Here is a 13,769-nt window from a genome sequence, read left to right on the forward strand (position 1 = left end):
GCTCAGGCCTCGGAGGATGGGGATTGCTTGTAGTTGTAGCCAATCGGGTGCGGCATATTGCGGGCCTTGGCCAGTTCAATCTGCTTCTGCCGATCGATCGCGCTGCGACGGGTCTTCTCTGAAAGCTTATCCCAGCAATGCGGGCAACTGATGCCGGCCACATAGTGTTCGGATGCACGGTCTTCGACGCTGACCGGTGTGCGGCAGGCATGACATTGATCGTAGTCGCCTTCGCTCAAGTCGTGGCGCACGGTCACGCGATTGTCGAACACAAAGCAGTCGCCCTGCCACTTGGTTTCTTCCTGCGGCACCTCTTCGAGGTACTTCAGGATGCCACCCTTGAGGTGGTACACCTCGTCAAAACCCTCGCTGAGCATATAGCTCGAGGCTTTTTCGCAACGAATGCCGCCGGTGCAGAACATGGCGACTTTCTTATGCTTGGCCGGGTCGAAGTTGGCTTTGATGTAGTCGGGAAATTCGCGGAAGCTGGTGGTTTTCGGGTCGATCGCACCTTCAAAAGTGCCGATGGACACTTCGTAGTCGTTGCGGGTATCGATCAGCAGTACTTCAGGGTCGCTGATCAGCGCATTCCAGTCCTGCGGGTTGACGTAGGTGCCGACTTTTTTGTTCGGGTCGACGCCTTCGACGCCCAGGGTCACGATCTCTTTCTTGAGCTTGACCTTGGTGCGGTAAAACGGCTGCTCGTCGCAGTACGACTCTTTGTGGTCGATGTCGTCCATGCGCGGGTCGTTCTTGAGCCAGGCCATCAAGCCATCAATGCCTTCGCGGCTACCGGAAACGGTGCCGTTGATGCCTTCTTCGGCAATCAGCAAGGTGCCCTTGATGCCGTTATCGACCATCGCCTGCAGCAGTGGCTCGCGCAGGGCGACGTAATCTTCGAGGGTGACGAACTTATACAGTGCCGCCACGACGATTGCTTGAGTCATGGGTGTTCTCTCCAGGTGGCTACCCTCGTAAAGGGTGAACCGGATGCAAAAAAAACGCGCCGACTAAGCGGCGCGTTGCGGATTCTATCAGGGATAAACCGTTAACTGTAGGAGCGAGCTTGCTCGCGAAGGACGTCAACGTTGACGCGGAACACCTGAAACCCAACGGCGCTCTCAGGTTTTTCGCGAGCGAGCTCGCTCCTACAGGGGAGTTCAGTCGATACCCATCAATGTCCGCCGGCGCAGGTCGGCGAGGCCGGGGCTGCGTCGATTTTCGCCCATTCTTCAGGCGTATAGGTATGCAGCGCCAACGCATGGAATTCGCTCATCAGGTCACCCAGGGTGGCATAGACCTTCTGGTGGCGCTTGACGCGGTTGAGCCCCTCGAACTGCTGGCTGACCAGCACGGCCTTGAAGTGGGTCTGCAACCCACGGCTGTGCATATGGCTTTCATCCAGCACGCTCAAGTGTTCCGGGCTCAGGGCGACGAGTGCCGATTCGATACGCTGTTGCATGGTCATTCCTGTTTACTTCTTCTTGGCCGGGGCTGGGGCTTTTGGCGTCAGCTCGTTGGTCATGTCTTCCAGCAGCTTGTTCACCACCGGTACCGCGCTTTCCAGCTTGGCCTGGGTCATCTGGGCCGATTGCTGGGTCAGCTGAGGCATTTTTTCCAGGACTTTCTTGCCCAGAGGCGACTGGTAGAACGCAACCAGGTCCTTGAGCTCGGATTCGCTGAAGTTACTGGTGTACAGCTTGATCATGTCCGGCTTGAGCTTGTTCCAGCCGATCGCCTGGTCCAGGGCGGTGTTGGCCTTGGCCTGGTAGGTGTCCAGAACGGTTTGCTTGGAAGCAGGCGCCTTGGTCTGCTCGAAACGCTGGGCGAACATTTGTTGCACTTGCATGTACACCGGGGTACCCAGCTTGTCGGCATGGGCCAGGGTAAGGAAGGCTTCGGCACTGGCGTTGTGGCTGGCGGTATCGGCAAAAACCTGGCCGCTGGCACATACCAGAGCAACCGCGGTACAGATGGCACGAAGACGAGTCATCGAGTTTCCTTTTCTAGCAGGCGAGGTAAGACCCCAAGGGCGCCCATTCTGCGCCTAAAAAACGCCGCGGCTCAACCCCACGCCTTATGGGGCCTGGTTTTGCGGGGCGGAATCCGATGAAAAGTCTTTTAAGGGAACCCCACCGGACGATCACAGCCTAAACTGCGCAAACGAACCTGAAGGAGTGTGCCCGATGAGCCGTATCGAAACCGACAGCCTGGGAGAAGTGCAAGTCCCGGATGACGCTTACTGGGGTGCGCAGACCCAACGCTCGCTGGTGAACTTCGCCATCGGCGACCAGCGCATGCCCTTGGCTGTGTTGCACGCCTTGGCCCTGATCAAGAAAGCTGCGGCCCGGGTCAACGACCGCAATGGCGACCTGCCCGCCGACATCGCTCGGCTGATCGAACAGGCCGCCGACGAAGTGCTCGCCGGCGAACACGACGACCAGTTCCCCTTGGTGGTGTGGCAGACCGGCAGCGGCACCCAGAGCAACATGAACGCCAACGAAGTGATCGCCGGCCGTGCCAACGAGCTGGCGGGCAAACCCCGTGGCGGCAAGAGCCCGGTTCACCCCAATGATCACGTGAACCGCTCCCAGAGCTCCAACGACTGCTTCCCCACCGCCATGAGCATCGCCGCCGTGCAGGCGGTCACTGAGAAGCTGTTGCCAGCCATCCGTGAACTGTCCGGCGGTTTGGCAGAGTTGTCGGCGCGCCACATGAAGCTGGTGAAAACCGGCCGCACCCACATGATGGACGCCACGCCGATCACCTTCGGCCAGGAAGTCTCGGCATTCATAGCGCAACTGGATTACGCCGAACGGGCCATCCGCAGTGCCCTTCCCGCCGTGTGTGAGCTGGCCCAGGGCGGTACTGCCGTCGGCACCGGACTCAATTCACCCCACGGTTTTGGCGAGGCGATTGCCTCGGAATTGGCCGCGCTGTCAGGCCTGCCGTTTGTCACCGCGCCGAACAAATTTGCCGCATTGTCCGGCCATGAGCCGTTGACCACCTTGCACGGCGCACTGAAAACCCTGGCCGTGGCGCTGATGAAAATCGCCAACGACCTGCGCCTGCTGGGCTCCGGCCCGCGTGCCGGGCTCGCGGAAGTGAAGTTGCCGGCGAATGAACCGGGCAGCTCGATCATGCCCGGCAAGGTCAACCCGACCCAGTGCGAAGCGCTGTCGATGCTGGCCTGCCAGGTGCTGGGCAACGACGTGACCATCGGTTTCGCCGCCAGCCAGGGCCATTTGCAGTTGAACGTGTACAAGCCGGTGATCATCCACAACCTGCTGGAGTCGATCCGCCTGCTGGCTGACGGTTGCAGCAACTTTCAGGAGCACTGCATCGCCGGCCTCGAACCCGACGCCGAACAAATGGCCGCGCACCTTGAGCGTGGCCTGATGCTGGTGACTGCGCTGAACCCGCACATTGGCTACGACAAGTCCGCCGAGATCGCCAAGAAGGCCTATGCCGAAGGGCTGACCCTACGGGAAGCGGCGCTCGAGCTGGGCTATCTCACGGATGAAGAGTTCGACCAGTGGGTGCGTCCGGAAAACATGCTGGAAGCCGGTCACTAAGACACCAATCGTGCACGCCGGGCCCTGAGCCCGGCGAACAACGACGGGGCCAACGCCACAGTTGCGGAACCCAGCACCACCAGCACGGCCCCGCCGTAGCCGAGGGCGTTGATGTCTTCGGCGTGCACATACTCGGGCCACATCCACGCGGCCACAGCCACCGCGATGAAGGTCACCAATGGCGTCAGCGCCAGGGTGGCACTGACGCGCGAGGCTTCCCAGTGGGCCAGGGCTTCGGCGAATGCGCCGTAGGCAATCAGCGTATTGAAGCAGCAGGCCAGCAGCAGCCAGCCTTGTAGCGGGCTCAGTTGCAGCGCTTCCATCGGGTGCGCCCATGGCGTCAGCAAGAGCGCACAGCACAGGTAGATCACCATCATCACCTGCAACGAATTCCACACGGTCAACAACTGCTTCTGGCCCAGGGCGTAGAAGGTCCAGATGGTGGTGGCCAGGAGGATCGTCAGTACACCGGCGGTGTAGCTGCCCAGGGAGGTCAGCAGTTCGGTCAGGCGTTGGTTGAAGAACAGGCCGAAGCCGGTGATCAGCACCAGCAGGCCCACGCCCTGGCCGAAGCTGAAGCGTTCCTTGAACACGAAGACGCTGGCGATCATCAGGAAGATCGGGCCCACCTGCACCACCAATTGCGCGGTGCCGGGGCTTAGCAGTTTCAGGCCCACGAGGTAGAGCACGTAGTTGCCCATGAGGCCGCACACGGCGATTGCTACCAGCCAGCCGCCTTTGGCGCCAAGGGAGCGCCAACTGGGCAGGCGTCTGACTGCCGCGAGGTAGACGAACAGGCAACTGCCGGAGACCACCAAGCGAAACCAGGTGACGGTGACGGGGTCCATCACCTGCAAGACTTGTTTGAGTTTGATCGGCAGAATGCCCCAGAGCAGCGCGGTCAGCAGGGCCAGGGATAAACCGTAGACCCAACGGCCTGATGAGATGTGCATGAATGCCCCGAATGCCTGAGGTGGAGGAGGTGCATTCTAGGGGGACGCGGGGGGTGGGTGTATATCCGTTTTTTGGGTGATGGCTTGTATTGGTTCCGCTCTTACAGCGGGTCACTTTTGAAAGGAGCCCAAAAGTAACCAAAAGGCTCTTGCCCCACCACTCGGCACCTCGCCTAGGCTCGGTGTGCCCTCACTCCGGCTTTGGACCGTGGGCCGCCGTCATGGGCCATCCCTGGCCCAGGACGGCTAACCTGGCGTCCTGCCAGGTTACCCACGCTCCAAAGCCTGCGTTCGGCCAGCGTGGTTTAACGGGGCGCCTAAGATCAAAAGCAGATCAAGAGCACAGCGGCCTACCGGCCGGCTTGAGTGTGATGAAGCAAAAGCCAAATCAAAAGCTAAAGCGGGCACGGTCAAATGTGGGAGCTGGCTTGCCTGCGATGGCATCGCCTCGGTGTATCTGAAAAACCGAGGTGTCCGCATCGCAGGCAAGCCAGCTCCCACAGAAAAGCAGAGCTGCATCCGCTTCAGATTTGGCTTTCGCTCTGGATCTTGCCTCTGCTTTTAACACTCAAGCCGGCCGGGAGGCCGCTGTGCTCTGCTTTTGATCTGCTTTTGATTTTGATCTGACTGCCCCAATAAGCCCGAGGCCGAACGCAGGCAGTGCGGAGCGGGTAAACCGGCAGGACGCCGGTTTAGCCGCGCCGGGCCATGGATGGCCCGTCGCGGCGGCCCGCGGAGCAATGCCGGAGTGAGGGAACACCGAGCCTAAGCGAGGTGCCGACAGGCGGGGCAGAGCCCTTTGCTTACTTTGGGGCTTTTCCAAAGTGAGTCGCTGTAAGAGCCATCCCTTTCAAGGTCTGCGTTTAAAAGTCCGTTTAAGGCCATGTTTAAGTACGTTTATCCGACTTGGCCGCCTTAAGCACCCTAGCTGTTGAGACATGCGCCCGTGCTGCCTTACCTTCCAGCCACTCCTTGGGCTTGGCTACTTTGGGGCCACGAGGGCTTTTTGCTACGGACTTAGGTTTGATCATCCTTGCCAGGGCCAGCAATCGCTCTGCCAGCCCTTGCGGAGTCTTTTCAAGAGGGAAATTTTCCGCAGGCAATGCGATCTGCAAGCCTTGATAATCACTGCGAACATGCACCGCCAAATGGAAAATCGAAACCTGCCAACCCTCTGGCTGCGTTTCGCGGTGCGCCTGCTCAACGCTACGCTTGAGAACCGACAAAACGTTGTAAGCCAGGACCGCCGAGGCAAAGCCCAATAGCGCGGCTTTCGGGCTGCCAAGGCCTGTAATTTCACTGTCCAGTACCGACTCAAGGCGCTGAAACATTCCTTCGATACTCCAGCGATGACGGTATAAATCGGCTATCTGCCGGGCACCGATGGTGTCGGGCAAATTGCTCCAGAACCACATCACCAAATCACCTGAGTCATTCGCCGTTTGCAGGCTCAACTCAACACGTCGCCAGCGGCGGCCACCCTTCACTTCGATGATTTGTTCGCGAACGGTTCCGCTATCGACCGTCCCTGAGTCTTGCCACTCACTTTCCTGGACCAGGCGTGGATGCTTGCTGGGTTGGCGAACGATGAACGAAGCCCCCGTGTCCTCGCAGGCTTGCAGGATGGGCAGCGTGCAATAGAGCCGGTCAGCCATCCACAACTGGCCCGCGCATGCGCGGGCCAGCAGCGGTAAAACACTGACTCGCTCACTGGCGTAGGCATCTTCCCACGGCTGAAGATCAACGACTAAATCCAGATCCGGATCGTAGGCAACTACTGAAAATCCTGGGCGCGCTGCGCCGCGCTCATTGCGCAGAGCGCCTAGACGTTTTTCAGTGGCCGGCAAGTGGTTGCCATCCACAATACGCAACTGCCAGCCGGGCAGGATCGATGAATGGCCGAGCGTTTCGACGGTTGGTATCAAACGTTCGGCACTGCCCGAAATGAGGGCGCGAAGCAGCTCGGGTTCGGTTCGCTTGATCTTGTCATAGAGTGCCGAAACACTGACCGAAAGGCCCTCCATCTTGCGCGCCGCCGCGTGCAACGACGGCCTCAAGCCCAATGAAACAAGGGACATCAGCTCAACAACGGTTGAAAACAAAAGCTCACGTGAGTACTGCCGTTGGCGGTGATCATCGAACACCTTGTCAACCCAAGCGGCATCTACTGCCTGCTCTAATATCAACTTGGTCATGACGCTGGCCGGAGCCTGTTTTTCAAACCGTTCTAAAACCTTTTCCCACATAGTTTCGTCGTCCTGACTGGATTGGTTAGGGGATTTTAAACCAAGACCTTGAAAGGGATGGCTGTAAGAGCGAAACCATAAGCCGCCGTTACCTAAATAACGGATATGCCCCCCCAACCTACCGCACCGCCTCAAACAACCCAGTAGCCCCCATCCCCCCCCCAACACACATGGTAACGATGCCGTAACGCAACTTCCGCCGCTGCAACTCACGTACCAAATGCCCCACCTGCCGCGACCCCGTCATCCCAAACGGATGCCCGATGGAAATCGACCCACCGTTGACGTTGTACTTGGCGTTATCAATTTCCAGCCGATTACGCGCATACAGACACTGCGAAGCAAACGCCTCATTCAGCTCCCACAAATCAATATCCGCCACCGCCAGCCCGCGAGCCTTGAGCAACTTGGGCACCGAAAACACCGGCCCAATCCCCATCTCATCCGGCTCACAACCCGCCACCGTAAACCCACGGAAAAACGCCTTCGGCTTCAGCCCCAATTCCAGGGCCTTCTCCAGGCTCATCACCAGTGTCATGGAAGCCCCATCAGACAACTGCGACGAATTCCCCGCCGTCACCGACCCATCCTCGGCAAACACCGGCTTCAACCCCGCAAGACTGGCCAAGGTCGTATCGGGACGATTGCAGTCATCACGGTCCACCACCCCATCCAACACCTGCACCGCGCCGGAGTTCTTGTCCTCGACCTTATACTTCACCGCCATCGGCACGATTTCATCATCAAACAACCCGTCAGCCTGGGCCTGAGCCGTACGCTGCTGGCTTTGCAGCGCATACAAATCCTGCTCTTCACGACTCATGTGATACCGCCGCGCAACGATTTCAGCGGTCTGCCCCATAGGGAAATAAATACCCGGCACCTGCTCCTTGAGCAACGGATTGATCAGGTTATCGGTGTTCACGCTTTTCATGGTCAAGCTGATGGACTCAACCCCGCCGGCCACGATGATGTCGCTGCAACCGGACGCAATCTGGTTGGCCGCAATGGCAATCGCCTGCAAGCCCGAGGAACAGAAACGGTTAAGGGTCATCCCCGCCGTACCGGTGCCCAGCTGCGACAACACCGCCACATTGCGGCCGATGTTGTAGCCCTGGGCACCTTCGTTGGAGCCGGCACCGACGATGCAATCCTCGACCGTGGCCGGGTCGATGCCGTTGCGGGTCAGCAGCGCGTTGACGCAATGGGCAGCCATGTCATCGGGACGGGTCTGGTTGAACTTGCCGCGAAAGGACTTGGCCAGGCCGGTTCGCACGCTGTCGACGATCACTACTTCACGCATGGGCTACCTCTATTGTTGGGGTTGTTGAGAGATGGATCGAGCATAGATCCCGCCCTCTTCAACCGCGACAATCATTCATCCCGCGTATGCAAAAGCATGGCGCTACTTCTTCTTGCCCTTCTTGTCATGCTTGTCTGTCTTGTCGAACGCTTCCTCCAGCGCCCGGTTGATGGTGCGCAACACCTTCACCCGCGCCCAGCGCTTGTCATTCGCCTCGACCAGCGTCCACGGGGCAATCTCGGTGCTGGTGCGGTCCACCATGTCGCCCACCGCCGCCCGGTAGTCGTCCCACTTGTCGCGATTGCGCCAGTCATCCTCGGTGATCTTGAAGCGTTTGAACGGGATTTCCTCGCGGGCCTGGAACCGCTCCAGCTGCGTCTGCTTGTCGATCGCCAGCCAGAACTTGACCACGATCACCCCGGCATCCCGCAGTTGCTCTTCAAAGTCGTTGATCTCGCCGTAGGCGCGCATCCAGTCCGTCGGCGTGCAGAAGCCTTCGATGCGTTCCACCAGCACCCGGCCGTACCAGGAGCGGTCGAACACGGTGAACATGCCCCGCGCCGGAATTTTCTGCCAGAAACGCCACAAGTAAGGCTGGGCGCGTTCGTCTTCGCTGGGCGCGGCAATCGGTACGATGTGGTACTGCCGGGGATCGAGGGCTGCCGCCACGCGGCGGATAGCACCGCCCTTGCCTGCCGCGTCGTTGCCTTCAAATACCGTCACCAACGCGTGTTTGCGCATGCGCTTGTCGCGCATCAGCCCGGAGAACCGCGCCTGTTCGGTAATCAGTTGTTCTTCGTAATCGTCCTTTTCAAGGCTCAGGCTCATGTCCAGGCTGTTCAGCAAGCTCATCTGGTCAACCGCCGACGGCAGCGGCGCCGGGTTCATGCCGCTGACTTTACCCTTGGGCACTTTCAAGGCGTTTTGCAGGCCTTCGAGCAGGATCTTGCCGACGGTCAGCCCGCGGTAGTGTGCATCGACCCCCTCGATCACGTACCACGGCGCATAGTCACGGCTGGTGCGGCGCAGGATCCGCTCACCGAAATGCACAAACTTGTCGTAGGTCTTTGACTGCTGCCAGTCCAGCGGGCTGATGCGCCAGCTGTGCAGCGGGTCATCCTGCAAGGCTTTGAGCCGGGATTTCATCTGCTTTTTGGACAGGTGAAACCAGAACTTGAAGATCAGCGCGCCTTCGTCACACAGCATCTTTTCCAGGCGCTCGGCACCGGCGATGGCCTGGTCGAGCCGCGCGTCCTTGATCTCGCCATGCACGCGACTCTGCAGCATCTGGCTGTACCAGTTGCCAAAAAAGATCCCCATGCGGCCTTTCGCCGGCAGCTGGCGCCAATAGCGCCAAGCCGGCGGGCGGGCCAGTTCTTCGTCGGTCTGCTGGTCGAAGGTGCGTACTTCGATCAGGCGCGGGTCCATCCATTCATTCAGCAACTTGACGGTTTCGCCCTTGCCGGCGCCTTCGATGCCATTGATCAGGATGATCACCGGGAAGCGCTTCTGCTGCTGCAGTTCGTACTGCACTTCCAGCAGGGCTTCGCGTAAGGCCGGCACTTCGGCGTCGTAGGTGTCTTTGTCGATGGCGTGACCGATTTCGGCAGATTCGAACATGGGCGGCTCCGTTCCAGAATGAGGCAAGACTAGCGGATTGGACGGTGCAACGCCGGAGGAAATTCCACACCCGGTTGTCATGGATCAATGACACCCCTGTTGATCAGCTAGAATGGCCGCCTTGTCTTTGCCTGCCGTATTTTATGAGCCGCCCATGAACCCCGTATCCCACGCCCAGCTCGACTGGGATGACCAAGGTCGCCCGCACTCGCGGGTGTTCGACGACGTGTACTTCTCCGACAAGTCGGGCCTTGAAGAAACCCGCTACGTGTTCCTTGAACAGAACCGTTTGCAGGAACGCTTTGCTGCGCTGCCGGTGGGTGGGCGCTTGGTGATTGGTGAGACCGGCTTTGGCACCGGGTTGAATTTTTTGTGCGTCTGGCAACTGTTCGAACAGCACGCGGTGCCGGGTGCGCGCCTGCATTTTGTCAGCGTGGAAAAGTACCCGCTGAGCCACGCCGACCTGCAACGCGCCCTCGCCCTCTGGCCGGAACTTGCACCGTTCGCCGAGCAACTGCTGGCGCAGTACATCGCGATCCATCAGGGCTTCCAGCGGCTGGTGCTGGATAACGGTCGCGTCACCCTGACCCTGTTGATCGGCGATGCCCTGGAGCAATTGCCACAGCTGGACGCTCAGGTCGACGCCTGGTTCCTCGACGGTTTCGCCCCGGCCAAAAACCCGGACATGTGGACTGCCGAGCTGTTCGCCGAACTGGCACGGCTGGCGGCGCCGGGCTCGACCATCAGCACCTTCACCAGCACCGGCTGGGTGCGCCGGCTGATCAATGGGGCCGGGTTCAAGATGAAGCGCACCCCGGGCATCGGCCACAAGTGGGAAATCCTGCGGGGTGAGTTTCTCGGCTGGCCCACTGAAACGCCCGCGCCTGCCTCGGCAAGACCCTGGTTTGCGCGCCCGCCTGCTGTTGCTGGTGAACGCCATGCGCTCGTCATCGGCGGTGGCCTGGCCGGTTGCGCCACGGCCGCCAGCCTGGCGGCACGGGGCTGGCGGGTCAGCTTGCTGGAACGCCACGCAGCGCTCGCACAGGAAGCCTCCGGTAACCCGCAAGGGGTGTTGTACCTCAAGCTTTCAGCCCACGGCACGGCACTGTCGCAATTGATTCTCAGCGGTTTCGGCCACACGCGGCGCCTGCTGGAACACCTGCAACGTGGCCTGGACTGGGATGGCTGCGGCGTGCTGCAACTGGCCTTCAATGCCAAGGAAGCCGAGCGCCAGGCACAGCTGGCCAGCGCTTTTGCCCCGGACCTGTTGCACCTGCTGGATAAAGAGCAGGCCCAGGCGCGTGCCGGAATAACCCTGGAGCAAGGGGGCTTGTTCTTCCCCGAGGGCGGCTGGGTACACCCGCCCGCGCTGTGCCAGTGGCAAGCCAGGCACCCGCTGATCGAAGTGCTCCAGCACCACGACGCCCTGGAGCTCAAGCAGGTCGACGGTGAGTGGCAGGCGCTGCAGGGCGATACGGTTCTGGCACAGGCCAGCGTGGTAGTGCTGGCCGGTGCCGCCGAGATCAAGCGGTTTTCCTTCAGCGCTGACCTCCCCCTCAAACGCATCCGCGGGCAAATCACCCGGCTGCCGCAAACAGCGCAAAGCCAGGCGTTGGCCACGGTGGTGTGCGCCGAGGGTTACGTCGCCCCGCCACGCCTGGGCGAGCACACCCTCGGCGCCAGCTTTGACTTCAAGAGCGACGACCTTACGCCCACGGTGGCCGAGCACGTGGGCAACCTCGAGATGCTGCGGGAAATCTCCCCCGACCTGCTGCAACGCCTGGGCGCCGACAGCCTGGTACCCGAACAGCTCGAAGGCCGCGCCGCGTTCCGCTGCACCAGCCCGGACTACTTGCCGATCGTCGGGCCGCTGGCGGAACGCGAGATGTTTGATCAGACCTACGCCGCCCTCAGCAAAGACGCCCGGCACGTCCCGGATGCACCATGCCCCTGGTTGCACGGCCTGTATATCAACAGTGGCCATGGCTCACGCGGCTTGGTCACCGCGCCCCTCTGCGCAGAGCTGCTGGCCGCCTGGCTCGACAATGAGCCGCTGCCGCTGCCGCGCAGTGTCAGCGAAGCCTGTCACCCCAATCGGTTCGCGCTTCGGGCGCTGATTCGCGGTAACCCAAGCAAATCCTGAGGGCCAAGACGGGCCCCCAGCCCGTCAAGGCTCATTGCCTTATAACGTATTGTTCTAAAACTCCCACAATTTACCCGGGTCAGTCTCTGGGTACCCGCCGTTTTGGCGGGCTGCATTTCTATCCCTCCCCAACGGAAAAACCGGTAAGGAATTTATGTGCGGATTAGCTGGAGAGTTACGTTTCGATCACCAACCTGCCGACCTGGCAGCGGTGGAACGAATCACCCATCACTTGGCGCCACGCGGTCCTGACGCGTGGGGCTTCCATGCTCAAGGGCCGATTGCCCTGGGCCATCGACGCCTGAAAATCATGGACCTGTCGGACGGCTCCGCCCAACCGATGGTCGACGCCCAACTGGGCCTGTCCCTGGCGTTCAACGGCGCGATCTATAACTTCCCGGAATTGCGTGAAGAGCTGGAAGCCCTGGGCTACGCCTTCTATTCCGGTGGCGACACCGAAGTGCTGCTCAAGGGCTACCACGCCTGGGGCGAAGCCTTGCTGCCCAAGCTCAACGGGATGTTCGCCTTCGCCATCTGGGAGCGCGATGCTAAGCGCCTGTTTATCGCCCGTGACCGCCTCGGCGTGAAGCCGCTGTACCTGTCGCGCACCGGCCAGCGCCTGCGTTTTGCTTCGGCATTGCCGGCGCTGCTCAAGGGTGGCGATATCAACCCGATCCTCGATCCGGTGGCCCTCAATCACTACCTGAATTTCCACGCCGTGGTGCCTGCGCCGCGCACCTTGCTGGCGGGCATTGAAAAACTGCCGCCTGCGTCGTGGATGCGCATCGACGCCGACGGCAAGACTGAACAGAAAACCTGGTGGACCCTGCCCTACGGCCCTCACGCCGATGAAGCCAACCTGACGCTCGAAGACTGGACCGACCGTGTGCTCGACAGCACCCGCGAAGCCGTGGCGATTCGTCAGCGGGCGGCAGTGGACGTGGGCGTGCTGCTTTCCGGCGGTGTCGACTCCAGCATGCTGGTGGGCCTGTTGCGGGAAGTCGGCGTGCAGGACCTGTCGACCTTCTCCATCGGCTTTGAAGACGCCGGTGGCGAGCGCGGCGACGAGTTCCAATATTCGGACTTGATCGCCAAGCATTACGGCACCCGGCACCATCAACTGCGCATCGCCGAAAGCGAAATCATCGAGCAATTGCCGGCCGCGTTCCGCGCCATGAGCGAGCCGATGGTCAGCCATGACTGCATCGCCTTCTACCTGCTGTCCCGGGAAGTCGCCAAGCACTGCAAGGTGGTGCAGAGCGGCCAGGGCGCCGATGAACTGTTCGCCGGTTACCACTGGTACCCGCAAGTGGACGGCGCCAGCGACCCGTATGCCGCCTACCGCGATGCGTTCTTCGACCGCAGCTACGACGACTACGCCGCCACTGTCGCGCCGAAATGGCTGACCGCGAATGACGCCGCCGGTGACTTCGTTCGCGAGCATTTCGCCCAGCCCGGCGCGGATGCGGCGGTGGACAAAGCCCTGCGCCTGGACAGCACCGTGATGCTGGTAGATGACCCGGTCAAGCGCGTCGACAACATGACCATGGCCTGGGGCCTGGAAGCGCGCACGCCGTTTCTCGACTACCGCCTGGTGGAACTGTCGGCCCGCGTGCCGGGTAAATTCAAACTGCCGGACGGCGGCAAGCAAGTGCTCAAGGAAGCCGCGCGCCGGGTGATCCCGAGCGAAGTCATCGACCGCAAGAAAGGTTATTTCCCGGTGCCCGGCCTCAAGCATTTGCAGGGCGATACCTTGAGCTGGGTGCGCGACCTGTTGCTGGACCCAAGCCAGGATCGCGGCCTGTTCAACCCGGCCATGCTCGACCGCCTGCTCACCGATCCCCAAGGCCAATTGACCCCGTTGCGCGGCTCCAAGCTGTGGCAACTGGCGGCGCTGAACCTGTGGCTCAGCGAACAAGGAATCTGATT

Annotated in this window: 10 protein-coding genes; 3 read left to right on the plus strand and 7 right to left on the minus strand. The window is 60.9% G+C overall.

Going from position 1 to position 13,769, the window contains the following annotated elements:
• Positions 1–2 precede the first annotated feature (2 nt).
• The 3 genes from trhO to BLU46_RS06340 all read right to left on the minus strand — a co-directional run bounded on the left by trhO (position 3) and on the right by BLU46_RS06340 (position 1,993).
• Positions 3–947: an oxygen-dependent tRNA uridine(34) hydroxylase TrhO gene (gene trhO / locus BLU46_RS06330; RefSeq protein WP_093199969.1), complete on the minus strand. Its 945-nt coding sequence runs from the start codon at positions 945–947 to the stop codon at positions 3–5.
• Between the two features lie 227 nt (positions 948–1,174).
• Positions 1,175–1,468, minus strand: coding sequence for a BolA family protein (locus BLU46_RS06335; protein WP_003216739.1), 294 nt, complete (start codon positions 1,466–1,468; stop codon positions 1,175–1,177).
• A gap of 6 nt (positions 1,469–1,474) precedes the next feature.
• Positions 1,475–1,993 carry a DUF2059 domain-containing protein gene (locus BLU46_RS06340; RefSeq protein ID WP_017476194.1) on the minus strand — a complete coding sequence of 173 codons (519 nt, stop codon included), beginning with the start codon at positions 1,991–1,993 and terminating at the stop codon, positions 1,475–1,477.
• A 193-nt stretch (positions 1,994–2,186) separates the two neighbouring features.
• Between BLU46_RS06340 and BLU46_RS06345 the strand changes: the two genes are divergently transcribed.
• Complete coding sequence (locus BLU46_RS06345; protein WP_063031950.1) at positions 2,187–3,575, plus strand: class II fumarate hydratase; 1,389 nt, start codon at positions 2,187–2,189, stop codon at positions 3,573–3,575.
• Here BLU46_RS06345 and BLU46_RS06350 read toward each other — a convergent pair.
• From BLU46_RS06350 to pap, 4 genes are all read right to left on the minus strand, one after another.
• The gene (locus BLU46_RS06350) at positions 3,572–4,528 is read right to left on the minus strand and encodes a DMT family transporter (protein ID WP_093199973.1); all 957 of its coding nucleotides are present in this window, start codon (positions 4,526–4,528) and stop codon (positions 3,572–3,574) included. The two genes, BLU46_RS06345 and BLU46_RS06350, sit on opposite strands and share 4 nt — an antisense overlap.
• A gap of 887 nt (positions 4,529–5,415) precedes the next feature.
• Positions 5,416–6,723: an IS4 family transposase gene (locus tag BLU46_RS06365; protein ID WP_081253266.1), complete on the minus strand. Its 1,308-nt coding sequence runs from the start codon at positions 6,721–6,723 to the stop codon at positions 5,416–5,418.
• A 169-nt stretch (positions 6,724–6,892) separates the two neighbouring features.
• Positions 6,893–8,077, minus strand: a complete 1,185-nt coding sequence (locus BLU46_RS06370) for a thiolase family protein (RefSeq protein ID WP_093199977.1) — start codon at positions 8,075–8,077, stop codon at positions 6,893–6,895.
• A gap of 102 nt (positions 8,078–8,179) precedes the next feature.
• The gene (gene pap, locus BLU46_RS06375) at positions 8,180–9,697 is read right to left on the minus strand and encodes a polyphosphate:AMP phosphotransferase (RefSeq protein WP_093199980.1); all 1,518 of its coding nucleotides are present in this window, start codon (positions 9,695–9,697) and stop codon (positions 8,180–8,182) included.
• A 154-nt stretch (positions 9,698–9,851) separates the two neighbouring features.
• On the opposite strand from pap, the gene mnmC reads away from it, so the two are divergent.
• Both mnmC and BLU46_RS06385 read left to right on the plus strand, forming a co-directional pair.
• Positions 9,852–11,840 carry a bifunctional tRNA (5-methylaminomethyl-2-thiouridine)(34)-methyltransferase MnmD/FAD-dependent 5-carboxymethylaminomethyl-2-thiouridine(34) oxidoreductase MnmC gene (mnmC, locus tag BLU46_RS06380; protein ID WP_093199985.1) on the plus strand — a complete coding sequence of 663 codons (1,989 nt, stop codon included), beginning with the start codon at positions 9,852–9,854 and terminating at the stop codon, positions 11,838–11,840.
• A gap of 154 nt (positions 11,841–11,994) precedes the next feature.
• Positions 11,995–13,767, plus strand: a complete 1,773-nt coding sequence (locus BLU46_RS06385) for an N-acetylglutaminylglutamine amidotransferase (RefSeq protein WP_063031962.1) — start codon at positions 11,995–11,997, stop codon at positions 13,765–13,767.
• The last annotated feature ends 2 nt before the right edge of the window (positions 13,768–13,769 follow it).

It is taken from the genome of Pseudomonas yamanorum (assembly GCF_900105735.1).
Lineage (GTDB): Bacteria > Pseudomonadota > Gammaproteobacteria > Pseudomonadales > Pseudomonadaceae > Aquipseudomonas > Aquipseudomonas yamanorum.

Excerpts from the sequence above, each read along its gene's own strand:
- trhO (WP_093199969.1), bottom strand. The coding sequence starts at position 947 with ATGACTCAAGCAATCGTCGTGGCGGCACTGTATAAGTTCGTCACCCTC.
- BLU46_RS06335 (WP_003216739.1), bottom strand. The coding sequence starts at position 1,468 with ATGACCATGCAACAGCGTATCGAATCGGCACTCGTCGCCCTGAGCCCG.
- BLU46_RS06340 (WP_017476194.1), bottom strand. The coding sequence starts at position 1,993 with ATGACTCGTCTTCGTGCCATCTGTACCGCGGTTGCTCTGGTATGTGCC.
- BLU46_RS06345 (WP_063031950.1), top strand. The coding sequence starts at position 2,187 with ATGAGCCGTATCGAAACCGACAGCCTGGGAGAAGTGCAAGTCCCGGAT.
- BLU46_RS06350 (WP_093199973.1), bottom strand. The coding sequence starts at position 4,528 with ATGCACATCTCATCAGGCCGTTGGGTCTACGGTTTATCCCTGGCCCTG.
- BLU46_RS06365 (WP_081253266.1), bottom strand. The coding sequence starts at position 6,723 with ATGACCAAGTTGATATTAGAGCAGGCAGTAGATGCCGCTTGGGTTGAC.
- BLU46_RS06370 (WP_093199977.1), bottom strand. The coding sequence starts at position 8,077 with ATGCGTGAAGTAGTGATCGTCGACAGCGTGCGAACCGGCCTGGCCAAG.
- pap (WP_093199980.1), bottom strand. The coding sequence starts at position 9,697 with ATGTTCGAATCTGCCGAAATCGGTCACGCCATCGACAAAGACACCTAC.
- mnmC (WP_093199985.1), top strand. The coding sequence starts at position 9,852 with ATGAACCCCGTATCCCACGCCCAGCTCGACTGGGATGACCAAGGTCGC.
- BLU46_RS06385 (WP_063031962.1), top strand. The coding sequence starts at position 11,995 with ATGTGCGGATTAGCTGGAGAGTTACGTTTCGATCACCAACCTGCCGAC.